16 protein-coding genes are annotated in these 16,987 nt (G+C 62.2%); 3 read left to right on the forward strand and 13 right to left on the reverse strand.

Annotation, left to right across the window (positions count from 1 at the left end):
* Positions 1 to 3: 3 nt before the first annotated feature.
* The 9 genes from ACJJVH_RS16125 to ACJJVH_RS16165 all read right to left on the reverse strand — a co-directional run bounded on the left by ACJJVH_RS16125 (position 4) and on the right by ACJJVH_RS16165 (position 10,711).
* Positions 4 to 735 (reverse strand): nucleotidyltransferase family protein, encoded by a 732-nt coding sequence (locus tag ACJJVH_RS16125; protein ID WP_112795720.1) that lies wholly within the window; start codon positions 733 to 735, stop codon positions 4 to 6.
* 76 nt (positions 736 to 811) lie between these two features.
* A complete protein-coding gene (tsaE, locus tag ACJJVH_RS16130) occupies positions 812 to 2,323 on the reverse strand; it encodes a tRNA (adenosine(37)-N6)-threonylcarbamoyltransferase complex ATPase subunit type 1 TsaE (RefSeq protein ID WP_412064349.1) in 1,512 nt (503 codons plus the stop codon).
* Positions 2,320 to 4,899 (reverse strand): PAS domain-containing sensor histidine kinase, encoded by a 2,580-nt coding sequence (locus ACJJVH_RS16135; RefSeq protein WP_112795716.1) that lies wholly within the window; start codon positions 4,897 to 4,899, stop codon positions 2,320 to 2,322. Before ACJJVH_RS16135 ends, tsaE begins: the two co-directional genes overlap by 4 nt.
* A 204-nt stretch (positions 4,900 to 5,103) precedes the next feature.
* Positions 5,104 to 6,504 (reverse strand): adenosylhomocysteinase, encoded by a 1,401-nt coding sequence (gene ahcY, locus ACJJVH_RS16140; protein ID WP_113360403.1) that lies wholly within the window; start codon positions 6,502 to 6,504, stop codon positions 5,104 to 5,106.
* 180 nt (positions 6,505 to 6,684) lie between these two features.
* Complete coding sequence (locus ACJJVH_RS16145; protein ID WP_112795712.1) at positions 6,685 to 6,960, reverse strand: HPr family phosphocarrier protein; 276 nt, start codon at positions 6,958 to 6,960, stop codon at positions 6,685 to 6,687.
* 19 nt (positions 6,961 to 6,979) lie between these two features.
* On the reverse strand, positions 6,980 to 7,381 hold the full coding sequence (locus ACJJVH_RS16150) for a PTS sugar transporter subunit IIA (RefSeq protein WP_015338202.1): 402 nt from the start codon (positions 7,379 to 7,381) through the stop codon (positions 6,980 to 6,982).
* 151 nt (positions 7,382 to 7,532) lie between these two features.
* A complete protein-coding gene (locus tag ACJJVH_RS16155; protein ID WP_112795710.1) occupies positions 7,533 to 7,985 on the reverse strand; it encodes an HPr kinase/phosphorylase in 453 nt (150 codons plus the stop codon).
* 7 nt (positions 7,986 to 7,992) lie between these two features.
* Entirely contained in the window at positions 7,993 to 9,786 is a 1,794-nt protein-coding gene (locus ACJJVH_RS16160; RefSeq protein ID WP_412065183.1) for a stimulus-sensing domain-containing protein, read from the reverse strand.
* 193 nt (positions 9,787 to 9,979) lie between these two features.
* Complete coding sequence (locus ACJJVH_RS16165) at positions 9,980 to 10,711, reverse strand: response regulator transcription factor (RefSeq protein WP_412065184.1); 732 nt, start codon at positions 10,709 to 10,711, stop codon at positions 9,980 to 9,982.
* 350 nt (positions 10,712 to 11,061) lie between these two features.
* Here ACJJVH_RS16165 and ACJJVH_RS16170 point away from each other — a divergent pair, with 350 nt between their 5' ends.
* From ACJJVH_RS16170 to ACJJVH_RS16180, 3 genes are all read left to right on the forward strand, one after another.
* Positions 11,062 to 12,672 (forward strand): phosphoenolpyruvate carboxykinase, encoded by a 1,611-nt coding sequence (locus ACJJVH_RS16170; protein ID WP_113372153.1) that lies wholly within the window; start codon positions 11,062 to 11,064, stop codon positions 12,670 to 12,672.
* Between the two features lie 119 nt (positions 12,673 to 12,791).
* On the forward strand, positions 12,792 to 13,226 hold the full coding sequence (gene arfB, locus ACJJVH_RS16175) for an alternative ribosome rescue aminoacyl-tRNA hydrolase ArfB (protein WP_112795704.1): 435 nt from the start codon (positions 12,792 to 12,794) through the stop codon (positions 13,224 to 13,226).
* Between the two features lie 272 nt (positions 13,227 to 13,498).
* On the forward strand, positions 13,499 to 14,107 hold the full coding sequence (locus ACJJVH_RS16180; RefSeq protein WP_113372151.1) for an alpha-ketoglutarate-dependent dioxygenase AlkB: 609 nt from the start codon (positions 13,499 to 13,501) through the stop codon (positions 14,105 to 14,107).
* 3 nt (positions 14,108 to 14,110) lie between these two features.
* Here the strand turns inward: ACJJVH_RS16180 and coaA are convergent, their stop codons facing one another.
* The 4 genes from coaA to hisA are packed head-to-tail and all read right to left on the reverse strand — an operon-like array spanning position 14,111 to position 16,971.
* Positions 14,111 to 15,106, reverse strand: a complete 996-nt coding sequence (coaA, locus tag ACJJVH_RS16185) for a type I pantothenate kinase (protein ID WP_112803905.1) — start codon at positions 15,104 to 15,106, stop codon at positions 14,111 to 14,113.
* 7 nt (positions 15,107 to 15,113) lie between these two features.
* Positions 15,114 to 15,428, reverse strand: coding sequence for a phosphoribosyl-ATP diphosphatase (locus ACJJVH_RS16190; protein ID WP_112803906.1), 315 nt, complete (start codon positions 15,426 to 15,428; stop codon positions 15,114 to 15,116).
* Positions 15,429 to 15,442: 14 nt separating this feature from the next.
* The gene (hisF, locus tag ACJJVH_RS16195) at positions 15,443 to 16,231 is read right to left on the reverse strand and encodes an imidazole glycerol phosphate synthase subunit HisF (RefSeq protein WP_113360393.1); all 789 of its coding nucleotides are present in this window, start codon (positions 16,229 to 16,231) and stop codon (positions 15,443 to 15,445) included.
* Positions 16,228 to 16,971, reverse strand: coding sequence for a 1-(5-phosphoribosyl)-5-[(5-phosphoribosylamino)methylideneamino]imidazole-4-carboxamide isomerase (gene hisA / locus ACJJVH_RS16200; protein WP_113372149.1), 744 nt, complete (start codon positions 16,969 to 16,971; stop codon positions 16,228 to 16,230). Before hisA ends, hisF begins: the two co-directional genes overlap by 4 nt.
* Positions 16,972 to 16,987: the final 16 nt, after the last annotated feature.

The following is a 16,987-nucleotide window of genomic DNA, read 5'->3' on the forward strand; positions in this document are numbered from 1 at the left end:
GGCTCACGCGAACGCCCGGTAGGTCCGGATCGCTTCCTCCGCCTCGCCGACCGCCTCCGGCGTTCCCACCGTCAGCCAATGGCCGGCGAGCATGGTGCCGTAGAGCCTGCCGCAGGCAATGGCTTTGTCGAAGTAGATGTTGAGGTTGAAGGCGTCATTCGGCGCGTCGTCAAAAAAGGCTGGGCTCATGGCAATAGCACCGGCATAGACGACCCCGTCGCGTCCGACATCACGGAAGCGGGCGAGCCCTCCGTCTTGTGCCATGGCGAAATCATTCTTGCCATTATGGCCCGTGGTGCGTTCGAGGTCGACGCAGAGCATCGCCATATCCATGCGCTCGCTGTCGTAGAATCCGGCTAAGCGTTCGAGATTTGTTGGGTGACCGGGCTGCTCGCCGATCCAGAACAGGTCGGCATTCATGACGAAGACCGGATCGCGACTCAACAGCTTCAGGCCTTTGACGAGGCCGCCGCCGTTGTTCATCAGCGCGTCTCGCTCATCCGAGATCAGGATATCGAGACCGCGATAGCCGCGCAGATGCGCCTCCATCTGGTCGGCGTGGTGGTGGACGTTCACGACGGCCCGCTCGACGCCGGCCTCGACCAGCGCATCCAGCGTATAATCGATCATCGGCTTGCCGGCGATCTTCACCAGCGGTTTCGGGATGGTGTCGGTGATCGGCCGCATGCGGGTTCCGAGCCCCGCGGCCAATACCATGGCTTGCTTGATGGTCATCTCGTCTCGAACTCGTGATTCGCTCTTTGCTCTCCTTTAGCACAAGGCAGGAAAGCCGTCGCCGGGTCTTCGGTCGCTATGCGCGGCCGATACCCGCCTTCTCGCACCATTCGCGTAAAGGGGTGAGCGCTTCGTGCTCGAAGGCGATGGCGAGGTAAGTGAGTGTGCGCGGCATGTGCTTCAGGTATCCAGGCTTGCCGTCGCGCTGCAAGAGCCGTACCCAGAGGCCGGCCAGCTTGCAGTTGCGCTGCGCCGACATGATCGCCCAGCTCTTCAGGAATTTCGCCTCGTCGAAGCCGCCCTGGGCATGCCGGAGCGCGAGATAATCGGCCATCAGCTGGTCGTGCAGATCGCGCTCGATCGTCACCCGCGCATCCTGCACCAGCGAAGCCACGTCATAGGAGGTCGGCCCGATCATCGCATCCTGGAAATCGATGAGGCCGACCCGCTGGATACCCTTTTCCTTCGCCCGCCAGATGATATTGGGCGAATGCATGTCGCGCAGCAGCAGGTTCTTTTCGGCATCCTCGAGCTGATCGATCAGCCCGTCCCAGATCGCCAGATAATCCGCCCGTTCCTCGTCGCTGGCCGGCGTGCCGCGTTTCCAGGGCAGGTGCCAGTCGAGAAGGAGGCGCGCTTCCATCTTCATCGCCGTCCGGTCGAAGTCCGGAATGTGGTGGGTGTGGTCCGGCGTTACCGGAATATCGTGGGGAATGGAAAGCCCGTGCAGATGCGCGAGGCACGCGACGCCGGCGCGGTAACGCTCGGCAATCGGCTTGCCTTGTGCATCGAGCACGCCTTCCGTGCCGAGATCCTCGATGAGAAGGATACCCTGGTCATAGTCGGCGGCATAGATTTCCGGAGCGGCAAAGCCGTTCTCGCTGAGGACATTGGCGATTGCCACGAAGGGATAGGCATCCCAGGCAAGATGCGCGACCTTCGGATAGGGCTTGCCGTCGAGCACGGCCGGCCCTTCCGGCAGACGCGGCCAGTCCATCAGGATCACACGGCTGCCGCCATCCTTCGGATAGATCGATTCATAGGCGCGCAGCGAGGCATCGCCGGTCAGGAAGCGCCGATGCGCGCCGCCATAGCCGTGCTGATCGAGAAAGGCGCGGATGGCCAGGACGCGCTCGATGCGCGCCGTCTGCCGGTCCGGCGCCGTGATCGTGGCCCGCCGCCCCTCGCCCTCGTGCGTGAGCCTGAGGTCGATGCGCTCGGCTGGCAGCTCGCCTTCGGCCATTTCGGGCCATTCGACAAGGCAAATCCCGGACTGCAGGGCCTCGTCGAAACCAAGCTCCGTCAACTCGCTGGGGTCGCCGAGGCGATAGAGATCGAAATGCGAGACCGGAATACGCAGCTCATAGGATTGTACGAGCGTAAAGGTCGGGCTCGGCACGTCCAGTTCGGCATCGTCGGCCATGGCGCGCAGCAGCGCGCGGGCGAGCGAGGATTTGCCGGCACCGAGATCGCCCGATAGCGCCAGACAGTCGCCGACCTTCAATGCCAGCGCCAGATCCTCTCCGAGCTGGGCCGTGGCCGTATCATCTGCGAGGAAAAGGGAAATGCTGCTGTCGGAAGCTGTCATTCTGCTGCGACGGAGTGAGGCAGTTCGGCAGAGGGAATCCGGCAGGTGACTATCGTTCCCTTGCCCGGCTGGCTTTCGATCGAGACTTCGCCGTCATGCAGGCTGACGAAACTTTCGACGATGGAAAGGCCGAGACCCGCGCCGCTGCGCTTGCTGCCCTTGCCGCCGGAGGCGAAGCGGTGGAAGACGCTGTGGAGCAGATCTTCCGGTATGCCCGGGCCTTTGTCGGAAACGGAGAAGACGAAATCCGTGCCTTCGCGTCCGCATTTCAGCGAGATCGTCGAGCCTTCGGGCGCGAAATTGGCGGCATTGGTCAGGAGCTTGAGCAGGATCTGCTTCAGCCGCTGCTGATCGGCAACGATGGAGCCGAGGTGGGACGGCACTGTGATTTCGAGCGTCACGCCGCTTTCCTGCAGCCGGTCGGCGATCTGCATCGACACCTCGTCGAGCAGGTCGTTGAGCACGATCTCGGAATAGTTCAGCCGCATGATGCCGGCATCGACCGTCGCGAGATCGAGAATGTCGTTGACCAGCGTCAGAAGCACGGAGGAAGAGGTGGAGATATGGTCGATATATTCGGCCTGCCGCTCGTTCAGCGAGCCGATGCCGGGCGTCTTCAAGAGGTCGGTGAAGCCGATGATGTTGGTCAGCGGCGAGCGCAGCTCGTAGGAAACATGCTGGACGAAATCGTTCTTCAGCTCGTCCGCCTTCAGCAGCGCTTCGTTCTTCTCGGTCAGGGCCCGTTCGGCGCGCACGCTGTCGGTCTTGTTGACGAAGGTCAGCATGGTCTGCGCGTTCGGCAGCGGAATGACGGCGTAGTCGAGCACCAGGTTGGAATAGAGCTCCAGCGTGCCCTGCGAGGAGGGCCGCTCGTCGTCGAAGCTGGTAATCTGTTCGGCAAACCGCTTCCAGCCGTCAGGCCGGTCGTAGGAGGGCGCGCACGCTTCGGCCAGCGCCTGAATATGCGTGCCCGGCTTGGCCTGCGCTTCGGTAATGTTCCACAGGATGCGGAAGGCCGGGTTGGACAGGCGGATGCGGCCATCGGGACCGAAAACGGCGACACCTTCGGAAAGGTGGTCGATGGTTTCGCCCTGCACCTTGACCAGCGTGTTGTAACGGGTTTCGAGATCGACCTGTTCGGTCAGGTTCTCGAAGACCCAGGTGGCGCCACCCTGCGGATGCGCCGTGGCGAAAACCCTCAAGATCTGGCCGTTGGGCAGGTGCCATAGATCGGTCTGCGTATCGAGCGCGCGATAGACCGAAAGGACGCCGTCCTTCCATGTCTTCCAGTTGAGCTGTTCGGGCAGCTTCTTGGCGCTGCGCAGCCTGTCCAGCAGCTCGCTGTTGTCGGGGCGCTTTTCCAGAAACGCGATGTCGAGCTCCCAGAGCTGGACGAAAGCCTGATTGTAGAACTGCAGACGCCGCTCGCCGTCGAAGATCGCAACCGGAGTGGCCAGATGATCGAGCGTCTCGGCATGGCTTTTCAGCGTGCGCGCAAGCTCGGCCCGCACCGATTCCGCCTCGGAAACGTCGACGGCGATGCCGGCGGAGCCATTCGGCGCCTTCGCGTCCACCACGTCGAAGAAGGTGCGGTTGCCGTGCACGACCGTGGAAATCTTGTCGTGAAAAGGCGATTCCGGAGTGGCTGCCGCGCGTATGCGCTCGCGCGCCACGGTCGTCAGGAATTCGCGGCCCTCGCGGATGGCCTCCTCGGCCGAAACCGCTTCCACGGCCTCGCTGTAGGCCTGGTTGACCCAGGTGAGCTTGCCCTCCGCGTCGCGCTGCCAAACCGGCAGGTCGATGGCATCGAGCAGGTTCTGGAAGGTGGAGATCGAGGTCATCAGCCGGTCGCGCTCGATCTTCAGCTCGGCCAGCTCGGCGCGCAGATTGTTGAGCGCGATGAAGCGGACGAAGGCCCGTCCGCCGGAAATGCGCCCTTGCGCTTCCAGGATTTCGTCGCGGTTGGTCTCGACCACCATGTCGAAGCTCTGGCCGCTGCCGCGCAACTTGTCGATCGCCTTGTCGAGCTCGCCGGCCGACCATGATTTCAGCCAGCGGCCGAAGGCGAGGAATTCGCTGTCCTGGGGCGCGCCGGTCTCGACCGGGAGCTGTCCGAGCAGTTCGGGACGCGCATTCTGGCCATCCCAGATGACGATGCGGCGGTTCTTGTCGGCAATCAGCGCCTGGTATTGCGAAATGCGCTGGTTGGCGTCGGAAAGCGCCGTGCGGATCTCGCGGCTTTCGCTTTCCATGTTGCCGCGTTGCCGGACCATCCACATGGTCGACAGAAGCGCGGCGGAGATGACGCCGATGATGACGGAGAAGAGGGCCATTTCCGACGAAGTGAAAAGACGCATGCTCGTCTGCGCCGCGGCATTGCCCTGTGCGAGGACGGGTCCTGCCAGACCGGTCGCGAGGCCGCCGAAAACGCTGAGCCGCAGCAGGCGGCTGAAGCGAGCCAGCCGGCCCTTGCCCTGCTTCGCGCTTGCCGAAAGCCGATATGCACCGCCCTGCTGCAACCGCGCCGCCGCTCGGCGTAACGCTGGTCGATGCAGGTTGTCTTCCCCTTCAATCATAAGAGGTCTGTCTCCGTCCTATAATGTGCCGCATCCTGACAAGACATCCCATTTTCATGGCTCCGGGCGTGCCCGGTTCGTCACGAATCAAGTGTAAAAACAATACTGCCTAAGGGAATCTGCGGGAAGGGAGCTGGCTAAAAAATAAGCCTCGGCATTTGTCAATGCCGAGGCCACAAGATGTTGTGGATATTGATTCGGTAATCAGTATCTGTAGTGGTCGGACTTGAACGGACCCTTTGGCGTCACGCCGATATACGAAGCCTGCTCTTCGGAAAGCTCCGTCAGCTTCACGCCGAGCTTGGCGAGATGCAGGCGGGCGACCTTCTCGTCGAGGTGCTTCGGCAGCACGTAGACCTGGTTCTTGTACTCGCCGGGCTTGGTGAAAAGCTCGATCTGCGCCAGCGTCTGGTTGGTGAAGGAAGCCGACATCACGAAGGACGGATGGCCGGTGGCGTTGCCGAGGTTCAAGAGGCGGCCTTCCGAGAGCAGGATGATGCGGTTGCCCTTGGAGAACTCGACCATGTCGACCTGCGGCTTGATGTTCGTCCACTTCTGGTTCCGCAGCGCGGCGACCTGGATTTCGTTGTCGAAGTGACCGATGTTGCCGACGATCGCCATGTCCTTCATCGCGCGCATATGGTCGATGCGGATGACGTCCTTGTTGCCCGTCGTGGTGATGAAGATATCGGCGCTCGAAACGACATCCTCGAGCTGAACGACTTCATAACCGTCCATGGCGGCCTGCAGGGCGCAGATCGGATCGACTTCAGTGACCTTGACGCGGGCGCCGGCGCCGGAAAGCGAGGCGGCAGACCCCTTGCCGACGTCGCCATAACCGCAGACGACGGCAACCTTGCCGGCCATCATGACGTCGGTGGCGCGGCGGATGCCGTCGACCAGCGATTCCTTGCAGCCGTACTTGTTGTCGAACTTCGACTTGGTGACGCTATCGTTGACGTTGATGGCCGGGAAAGGCAGCAGGCCCTTCTGGCTGAGCTGGTAGAGGCGGTTGACGCCGGTGGTGGTCTCTTCGGTCACGCCCTTGATGGCGTCGCGCTGCTTGGTGAACCAGCCAGGCGTTGCCTGCAGGCGCTTCTTGATCTGCGCGAAGAGGATTTCCTCTTCTTCCGAATGCGGATGGGAAAGCACGTCCTCGCCGGCTTCGGCGCGGGCGCCGAGCAGGATGTACATCGTGGCGTCGCCGCCATCGTCGAGGATCATGTTGGAAAGGCCGCCGTCGGTCCACTGGAAGATCTTGTCCGTATAGGTCCAGTAGTCCTCGAGGCTCTCGCCCTTGACCGCGAAGACCGGAACGCCGGAGGCGGCGATCGCGGCGGCGGCATGGTCCTGCGTCGAGAAGATGTTGCACGATGCCCAGCGCACCTGGGCGCCGAGCGCCACCAGCGTCTCGATGAGAACGGCGGTCTGGATCGTCATGTGCAGCGAGCCGGTGATGCGCGCGCCCTTGAGCGGCTGCGCTTCGCCGAATTCGGCGCGGCACGCCATCAGGCCCGGCATTTCGGTTTCGGCGATCGAGATTTCCTTGCGGCCGAAATCGGCAAGGCCGATATCCGCGACGACGTAGTCCTTTTCAGTGCTCATGAAGGTCTCCAGCCTGAACGATGCAGTCGCGCCGCAGGCGGACGCCTGGCCGAATGCAACAAGAATTGCACGCTGTCAGCGTGTGGAATGATGCCGTGTAGCAGGCTTCAGGGTGGAAATCAATGATGACATAAAGAAGTCTTTATGTCTTTATATCTCAGCGGCAAGCTGGAGGAAGGCTTACATTTCCTCGCCGAACTTGTTGGCGACCAGCTGGTCGAGCGCTTCGAGCGCTTCTGCGGCCTGATTGCCGCTGGCCGTCACCAGCACGCTGCAGCCGGGGCTGGCGGCCAGCATCATCAGTCCCATGATCGAATTGCCGCCGACCGTGGTCCCGTCTTTCGAAACGGTGATCGCGGCGTCGTATGCTTCGACGGTCTGTACGAATTTTGCCGAGGCGCGGGCGTGCAGGCCTCGTTTGTTGATGATCAGAAGTTCCCGGGAAAGCTCGGTCATGTGGGCGGTGTTTGTCTCGTCATTTGCCGCTGAGCACGCGGCTGGCCACGTTGATGTATTTGCGTCCGGCTTCCGAAGCCTCCACCAGGGCCCGCTCCATGTTGTTGTCGCCGCGAACGCCTGCGAGCTTGATGAGCATCGGCAGATTGACGCCGGCAATGACCTCGGTGTGACCGCTGTTCATGACGGAGATGGCGAGATTGGAGGGGGTGCCGCCGAACATGTCGGTCAGGATGATGACGCCGTGCCCGTCATCGGCGCCGGCTACGGCCTGCAGAATGTCCTGCCGGCGCTTGTCCATGTCGTCTTCGGGACCAATGCATACCGTCTCAATGAACTTCTGCGGACCAACGACATGCTCGACAGCATGCCGAAACTCTTCAGCCAGCTTGCCATGAGTGACAAGCACAAGTCCAATCATGATATTACTGCTCCCATCGCATACGCAGACAGGTGGCCCATACCGCAATGCAGCAATGTCGTCCACCGTGGGGGGACATCTTGGCGATGAAAAGACGAAGTGCAAGCTTAAAATATGGGATTTGGGCGCCTGTGCGAGCCTAAATGGCCGATTAACCCAAACTTGTGCCGATTTTCGCCATGATTACGGCCAGCGGATTCGCACAGGTTGCAGCCAGGCGGATCAGCGGCAACCGCACGGTGGCGGTAATCTCCATCTGTTCGTCCTCGGGTGGCAGCCTGTCGGCCGTCGCCGGGTCGACCGGCCGGACGGCGACATGCATGTCGCCCTCGGACAGGTAAGGCAGGCGAACAATCCCTGTATGGCGGATTTCCATCAGCCCGGCGATGGAGGGCGGGCATGTCGCGATCACACGCGCATCGTCATTCGAGATCAGCACACGATCGTCGGCGATCAGGAAGGCGGCAAGTCCGAGCGGCTTGGCTGCCGCAAGGCAGGAAAAGGCGAGCGAGGATTTGCCGCTGCCGGAAGGACCGAGAAACAGCAGCCCGGTCTTGGCGACGACGATCGCCGTGGCGTGGATATTGGTCGCTTCGCCGGTCATGCGGCTCTCACGCCGTCGTCTTGGCGGGCAGCGAGAGGATGAAGCGTGCGCCGAGCAGGGTCGCGCCATCGCTGTCGACGATATTCTCGGCGCGCAGCGAACCGCCATGGGCTTCGGCGATCTGCCGGCTGATCGACAGGCCGAGGCCGGAATTCTGCCCGAAGCCCTCGGATTCGGGCCGGTCGGTATAGAAACGCTCGAAGATGCGGTCGATATCCTCGGCCTGGATGCCCGGGCCGTTGTCTTCGATATAGATGACGCAGCGCATCCGCGTGCGCGTCAGCCGAACGGTGATCTTGCCGGTATCGATCGGAACGAAGGACCGGGCGTTTTCGATGAGGTTGGTGATGATCTGGCCGATACGAAGATCGTGACCATCGACGATGAACTTCGCCTTGTTGGCCGGTTTGCGGTCGACGATATATTCGATCTCGACCGCTTTCTTGCTGTGTCCGACCTGCCTCGAAATCTCGATCATGTCACGCAGCAGCACTTCCAGATCGAGCGATTTCGCATCCGAGCGGGCAAGTTCCGCATCGAGCCGCGATGCGTCGGAAATGTCGCTGATCAGGCGGTCGAGGCGGCGAACGTCGTGCTGGATCACGTCCATCAGCCGCTTCTTGGAATCGTCGCTTTTGGCGAGCGGCAGCGTTTCAACGGCACTGCGCAGCGATGTCAGCGGATTCTTGAGCTCGTGGCTGACATCGGCCGCGAAGCTTTCGATCGCATCGATGCGGTCGTAGAGCGCCGAGGTCATGTCGCGCAGCGCGATCGAGAGATTGCCGATCTCGTCCTGACGAGCGGAAAAGTCGGGGATTTCCTCGCGCTCCTTCGCCCCGCCGCGGCGCACGCGGATGGCGGCGGCCGAAAGCCGGCGCAGCGGATTGGCGATGGTGGAGGACAGAAGCAGCGACAGCACGACGTTGACCAGCGTCGCGACGCCGAAGACGCGCATGATCGCCAGCCGCTCGGCATGGACGATCTTGTCGATATCGCCGGCCTGGGTCGACAGCAGCAACACGCCGAGAACGGCCCGGAAACGCTGGATCGGCACGGCGACCGAGACGATCAGCTCGCCCTTCTCCGTGGTGCGGACCACGGCGCCGCGCACGCCGGTCAGGGCGTTCATGACTTCCGGGTAAATCGATCCGTCGCCGCCGGGCGCTTCCTTATAGACCGGCAGGTTGCCCGGCTGCAGCATCTTGTTGAGCAGGCCGCTAAACCAGTCCGACCAGCTTTGCTTCTCGTCGTCGACCGGCGGCAGATCGTAGCGCAGCACCTGGCCGCGGGAGTAAAGATGGCGGCTGTCGAGCAGCAGGTTCGCATCGGCATCGAAAATGCGGGCTCGGGTGCGCGTCGGCGAAATCAGCCGTGTCAGCACCGGAGCCACCTTTTCCGGATCGATCGGGAACTCCAGGTCCTCGTCGTTCGGAACCGGCGTGATGCTTTGGCCGGCTTGCAGTTCCAGCAGTTTCTGCGGATCGATGGTGATGGAGTTCGTGTCGACCGATGCCGAGGCGGAAACGGCGCCGGCGATGATCTCGCCCTGCGTCAGCAGGCTTTCGACGCGCGCGTCGATCAGGCCTTCGCGGAACTGGTTGAGGTAGAGAATGCCGCCGACGAGAACGACCAGTGCGGCAAGGTTGAAGAACAGGATGCGCCGCGTCAGGCTCGAAAAGACGGCATTGCCGAAGATGCGGCGGATCAGAACGAACGGATGAGTCCAGCGACGGCGCGCGATTCGTGCGCCGCTCGGGCTTTCCGAGTCGTCTATGTCTCTGTCCTGCACCAGCTGTGCCAAGCCAACGGCCCTTTCGAAGAACGGGATCCGCGATCCCGTCCGCATGCTTTATTCCATTGTCCGCCGCATGGTCCAGTTAACTATTCGGGCATGATACCGAAAGTGTGAGGGGTCTTCGGACGACATCATGCTCCATGTTTGCTTCAGGAGCGGATACGGATTTCAGGCCCGTTCGACCCGAAACCATCCGGCTCTAGGCAGCCTCGCGGAAGCGATAGCCCACGCCATACAGCGTCTCGATCATATCAAATTCGAGGTCGACCATCTTGAATTTCTTGCGCAAGCGTTTGATGTGGCTGTCGATCGTGCGGTCGTCGACATAGACCTGCTCGTCGTAGGCCGCGTCCATCAGCGCATCGCGGCTCTTGACCACGCCGGGGCGCTGCGCCAGCGAATGCAGGATGAGGAATTCGGTAACGGTCAGCGTCACCGGCTCGCCCTTCCAGGTGCAGGTATGGCGTTCCTGATCCATGACGAGCTGGCCGCGTTCCAGCGAGCGGGCCTGTTGTGCCGCGCCCGGCTTCGAGGCTGCGTTGCCGCCTGCCGCGTTCGCCGCTTCGCGGGCCGAAGCGCGGCGCAGCACCGCCTTGACGCGCTCGACCAGCAGACGCTGGGAGAACGGCTTGGTGATGAAGTCGTCGGCGCCCATCTTCAGGCCGAAGAGCTCGTCGATCTCTTCGTCCTTCGACGTCAGGAAGATCACGGGCAGATCCGATTTCTGGCGCAGGCGGCGCAGAAGCTCCATCCCGTCCATGCGCGGCATCTTGATATCGAAGATCGCCAGTTGCGGCGGCCGGGCAAGCAGGCCGTCCAGCGCCGAGGCTCCGTCCGTATAGGTCTCTACCTTATATCCCTCCGCCTCCAGGGCAATCGATACGGAAGTCAGGATATTGCGGTCGTCGTCAACGAGCGCGATTGTCAACATGGTGTTCGTCTCCGTCATCAGTGCGCGTCTCCCGGATTTGGAATCCAGCCCAGGCGGTCTGCCAGTTCGGTCGGCGGTAACCTGGCGCGCTTATGGGGATAAAGGTGGAACAAATTGTGGCAAAGATAAAGGGGAGGATTGCCGAGGCGAAACGCCTGTGATCGGAGGTTGTGCGACGAAACGTCCCGTCCCCCGTCATTCAAACGATTTAAAATTGGCGCGATTTATTTAAATCGATTAAATATATGATATCATTAAATATTTTTTGTTTTCGGCTCTTGTGCTTTTAAAAAGACGTCTCTACGCTTTAAGCAATTCTAACGGTCATGCCCCTTGTAGAGGAAAAAGTGATGGAGCAAATCGGCGTCCGCAATCCCGCAACTGAACTGGGATCGATCGGCCTGGGAGCCGCCGCCAGTGTGCGCTATAACCTCATGGAAGCTCATCTTTATGAGGAAGCGATTCGCCGCCGCGAAGCCGATCTGACCGCCGACGGCGCTCTCAGGGCTTTGACCGGACAGCACACCGGCCGTTCCCCGAAGGACAAGTTCGTCGTGCGCGACGCCGCCACCGAGGACCAGATCTGGTGGGACAACAACAAGCCGATGTCGCCGGAGCATTTCGCGCTGCTGCATGAGGACATGCTGGCGCATGCACGCGGCAGGGACCTGTTCGTGCAGGACCTGATCGGCGGCGCCGACGCCGAATATGCCCTGCCGACGCGTGTCGTCACCGAATTTGCCTGGCACTCGCTGTTCATCCGCAATCTGCTGATCCGCCCCGAGCGCTCGGCGCTCGAAAGCTTCGTCCCGAAGCTGACGATCATCGACCTGCCGAGCTTCCGCGCCGATCCGGAGCGGCATGGCTGCCGCACGGAAACGGTGATCGCCTGCGACTTCGTCAACGGCATCGTCCTGATCGGCGGCACGTCCTATGCCGGCGAGATGAAGAAATCGGTCTTCACGGCACTGAACTACATGCTGCCGGAGCGCGGCGTCATGCCGATGCACTGCTCGGCCAATGTCGGGCCCGAGGGCGATGCCGCGATCTTCTTCGGCCTGTCCGGCACGGGCAAGACGACGCTGTCGGCCGACCCGACCCGCACGCTCATCGGCGATGACGAGCATGGCTGGGGCGAAAACGGCATCTTCAACTTCGAAGGCGGCTGCTACGCCAAGACCATTCGTCTTTCGGCCGAGGCCGAGCCGGAAATCTATGCAACGACGCGCCGCTTCGGCACCGTGCTCGAAAATGTCGTGCTCGACGAGCACGGCCAGCCGGATCTCGACGACGGTTCGCTGACGGAAAATACCCGCAGCGCCTACCCGCTGCATTTCATCCCGAACGCCTCGGAATCCGGCATGACGGGCCATCCCGAGACGATCATCATGCTGACGGCCGACGCATTCGGCGTCATGCCGCCGATCGCCAGGCTGACGCCGGATCAGGCGATGTACCATTTCCTCTCCGGCTACACCGCCAAGGTCGCCGGCACGGAGAAGGGCGTCGTGGAGCCGGAAGCCACTTTCTCGACCTGCTTCGGCGCTCCCTTCATGCCGCGCCATCCGGCCGAATACGGCAACTTGCTCAAGGAGCTGATCGCCCGCCACGGCGCCCGTTGCTGGCTGGTCAACACCGGCTGGACCGGCGGCGCCTACGGCAAGGGAAGCCGCATGCCGATCAAGGCGACGCGTGCGCTGCTAGCCTCGGCGCTGAAGGGTGATCTCGACAATGTCGAGTTCCGCGTCGATCCGAATTTCGGCTTTGCGGTTCCGGTCGCGGTCGAAGGCGTCGACAGCGCCATCCTCGACCCGCGTTCCACCTGGGCCGATGGCGATGCCTATGATGCGCAGGCCGCCAAGCTGGTGCAGATGTTCGTTACCAACTTCGCGAAGTTCGAAGATCACGTCGACGGCAATGTCCGCGATGCGGCGCCGGGACTGCGGGTCGCTGCGGAATAATCATCCAGAGCGGGAATGACTCACGTGAAACCCCGGCGGCCAGTTCGCCGGGTTTCATTTTATCCGGCAGCAGTTTTCAACCGCGCTTCGATGTGGGATAGACAGGCGCGGAGAAAACTATGGCCAGCGAAGCGCTTTACATCAACGACCGGATCACCATTGCCGGCTGGGAACTGACGGAACAATTCGTTCTGGCGGGAGGTCCCGGCGGTCAGAACGTCAACAAGGTCGCAACGGCGGTCCAGCTTTTCTTCAACGTCCAGAATTCCCCCTCGCTCAGTGACCGCGTCAAGGCGAATGCGATGAGGCTCGCCGGCCGGCGCGTTTCCAAGGAAGGCGTGTTGCTGATCGAGGCCAGCCGTTTCCGCAGCCAGGACCGCAACCGCGAGGACGCGCGCGAGCGGCTGAAGGAGCTGATCCTCGAAGCGGCAGCCCCACCGCCGCCGCCGCGCAGGAAGACCAAGCCGACAAAGGGCTCCATAGAGCGGCGGCTGAAGGAAAAATCCGGGCGCTCCGAGGTCAAGAAGATGCGCGGCAAGGTCGGCGGCGACTAGGCTCGCTTTTCGGGCTGCGGTTTCGATTTGATTGGGCCAAGATGATGATAGTCAGGCGAGTTCGATTTCGCGCGGATGCTATCTGCCTGGCCCCTCATCCTAGCCTTCTCCCCGCAGGCGAGGAGAAGGGACGACAGCGTGATACGGTGGGTGGACGGTTAATTTGAGGCAGGGAGACACCCTCTCCCCGCAAGCGGGGAGAGGGTTGGGGTGAGGGGCCATGCACAGCGATGCCGCGCTCACTTAGCCAGCAGTGCCCAAAGGAAAGATCGATGCAGCTCCCAAACGGAATTCGCCATCTGCCCGGCTACCTTGATCGCCCCGCCCAGGAAGCGCTGGTCGAGGCGATCCGCGCCGTCGTGGCCGACGCGCCGCTCTTCACGCCGGTCATGCCGGGCACCGGCAAGGAAATGTCGGTGCGCATGACCAATTGCGGTTCGCTCGGTTGGGTGACGGACAAGCAGCGCGGCTATCGCTACCAGCCGACGCATCCTGTCACCGGCCGCCCCTGGCCGGCCATACCGTCGCAGCTGCTGGATTTCTGGCGGGACGTGGCTGGCTATGAAAAGCCGCCCGAAGCCTGCCTCGTCAATTTCTACAGCGACGACGCGCGCATGGGCCTGCATCAGGATCGCGATGAGCAGGATCTCAAGGCGCCCGTGCTGTCGGTCTCGCTCGGCAATACCTGCCTCTTTCGGGTCGGCGGTCTCAGCCGCAATGATCGCACGCTGTCCTTCAAACTTTCGAGCGGCGATATCGTCGTTCTCGGCGGCGAGGGGAGGCTGTGCTTCCACGGCGTCGACCGGATCTATCCGGCCACATCGACCTTGCTGAAGAGCGGCGGGCGGATCAACCTCACCCTTCGGCGCGTGCAGCCCTGATTCTCAGAGCTTCCTCAGCGCCACCTGTTCGATCAGATGGTTCTTGCCCTTTTGCAGGATGAGGTCGGCGCGCGGCCGCGTCGGCAGGATGTTCTGGCGCAGGTTCTTCAGGTTGATGTTCTTCCAGAGCCCCTCGGCGATCGCCAGCGCCTCTTCCTCGCTGATCGAGGCATAGCGGTGGAAGAAGGAGTTGGGGTCGCGGAAGGCGGTCTCGCGCAGCCGCATGAAGCGGGCGACATACCAGTTATGGATGAGTGGTTCGTCCGCATCGATATAGATCGAGAAATCGAAGAAATCCGAGACCATCGGCACGATCTTGCCGTCGGCCGGCAGATGCCGCGACTGCAGCACGTTGATGCCTTCGAAGATCAGGATATCCGGCCGGTCGACCGTCTTGAACTCGTTCGGCAGCACGTCATAGACGAGGTGCGAATAGGAGGGCGCCTGCACGTTCGGCTGGCCGGCCTTGATCGCCGAGAGAAAGCGCAGCAACGCCGCCGTATCGTAGCTTTCCGGAAAGCCCTTGCGCTGCATCAGGTTTCGGCGCTGCAATTCGGCGTTCGGGTAGAGAAAGCCGTCCGTGGTGACGAGGTCGACCTTCGGGCTCGACGGCCAGCGGCGCAGCAATTCCTTCAGGATGCGGGCCGTGGTGGATTTGCCGACGGCCACCGAGCCGGCAATGCCGATGACGAAGGGCGTCTTGGCGACGTTGGAAAGGCTCAGGAAGCGGTTGCGCTGCTCGAACAGGATCTGCGAGGATTCCACATGCGAGGACAAAAGACGCGACAGCGACAGATAGATGCGCCGGACCTCGTTCAGATCGATCGGATCGCCCATCGAGCGCAGCCGCGTCACTTCGTCTGATGTCAGCGTCAACGGCGTGTCGGCGCGGAATTTCGCCCATTCTTCCGAGGAGAAGAAATAATAGGGCGAATAGGCTTTCGCCTCAAAAATATCGAGTGTTTCAGGCGCGGGCGGGGTCTTGGTCGCTATCGTCATCGCGTTCTTACCGGCTGGCCTTCTCTTGAAGGCCGGATTGGGCGGTGCGCCTTTCGAGCTCACCCATGACATTCTGCAACGGAATGCCGGCAATCTTCAATACGACCAAAAGATGATATAGCAGATCGGCGGCCTCATAGGTGAGGTTGTCGCGATCGTTTGCAACCGCGGCCATGACGGCCTCGATCGCTTCCTCGCCCAGTTTCTTGGCCGCTTTCGGCTGGCCGGCGGCAAAAAGCTTGGCGGTCCAGGATTCCTCCGGCGAAGCCTTGGAGCGCTCCTCGACGATTCGTTCGAGGTCGGAAAGGGTAAATCCGCTCATCGGTATGCTGCCTCCTAATCCAGCCGCATCGGAATGCCGCGCTCTGCCATGTAGCGCTTCGCTTCGCCCACCGAATAGGTGCCGAAGTGGAAGATCGAGGCCGCAAGCACGGCGGTCGCATGACCGTCCTTGACGCCGGCGACGAGGTCGTCGAGATCGCCGACGCCGCCGGAGGCGATGACCGGAACGCGCACCGCATCGGCAATCGCCCGCGTCAGCTCCAGATCGTAGCCGACCTTGGTGCCGTCGCGGTCCATGGAGGTGACGAGCAGTTCGCCGGCGCCGCGCTCGACCATCTTGCGGGCAAAATCGACGGCGTCGATGCCGGTCGCGTTGCGGCCGCCATGGGTGTAGATTTCCCAGGCGCTCATATTGTCGCCGCCGAGCGCTTCCGTGCGCCGCCGCTTGGCGTCGATGGAAACGACGATGCACTGGTTGCCGAACTTGTCGGCTGCCTCGGCCACGAAATCGGGATTGTTGACTGCCGCCGAGTTGATCGAAACCTTGTCTGCCCCGCAGAGCAGCAGCTTGCGGATATCGGCGATGGTACGTACGCCGCCGCCGACGGTGACAGGCATGAAGCACTGCTCGGCGGTGCGCGCCACTACGTCGAAGATGGTATCGCGATTGTCCGAGGAGGCGGTAATGTCGAGGAAGCAGAGTTCGTCGGCACCAGCGGCGTCATAGGCCTTGGCGGCTTCGACCGGATCGCCGGCATCGACGAGATTGACGAAGTTGACGCCCTTGACGACGCGGCCGTCCTTGACGTCGAGGCAGGGGATGACGCGGGCTTTCAGGGTCATTGCGCTGCCTCCTTGGCCTGCTTGATCAGGGCCAGAGCTTCCTTCGGGTCGATCCGGCCATCATAAAGCGCGCGGCCGGAGATCGCACCTTCCAGTTTGCGGGCATCCGGCTGGACCATGCGGCGGATATCGTCGAGCGAGGCAAGGCCGCCGGAAGCGATGACCGGAATGGAAACGGCATCGGCCAGTTCCAGCGTCGAGTCCCAGTTGATGCCTGTGAGAATGCCGTCCCGGTCGATATCGGTATAGATGATGGCGGCGACGCCGGCGCCCTCGAATTTCTGGGCGAGTTCGATGACGCCGAGCTCGGAAGCCTCGGCCCAGCCCTCGACCGCCACCTTGCCGCCCTTGGCATCGATGCCGACGGCGATATGGCCCGGAAACTTCCTGCAGGCTTCGATGACGAGGGCCGGATCGCGCACGGCCACCGTGCCGAGGATGACGCGCGCAAGCCCGCGCGACAGCCAGTTTTCGATATGATCGAGCGTGCGGATGCCGCCGCCGAGTTGTACCGGATTTTTCGTCGCCCTGAGGATGGCGTCGACGGCGGCGCCGTTGACGGTCTCGCCGGCAAAGGCGCCGTTGAGATCGACCACATGCAGCCACTCGAAGCCCTGGTCTTCAAAGGCCTTCGCCTGCGCGGCGGGGTCTGGGTTGTAAACGGTCGCCTGCTCCATGTCGCCGAGCTTGAGGCGCACGCATTGGCCGTCTTTCAGGTCGATAGCGGGGAAGAGAATCATGATTTCTGTCCTTGGA

The sequence above is a fragment of the Rhizobium sp. SYY.PMSO genome, from assembly GCF_046840415.1.
GTDB lineage: Bacteria > Pseudomonadota > Alphaproteobacteria > Rhizobiales > Rhizobiaceae > Rhizobium.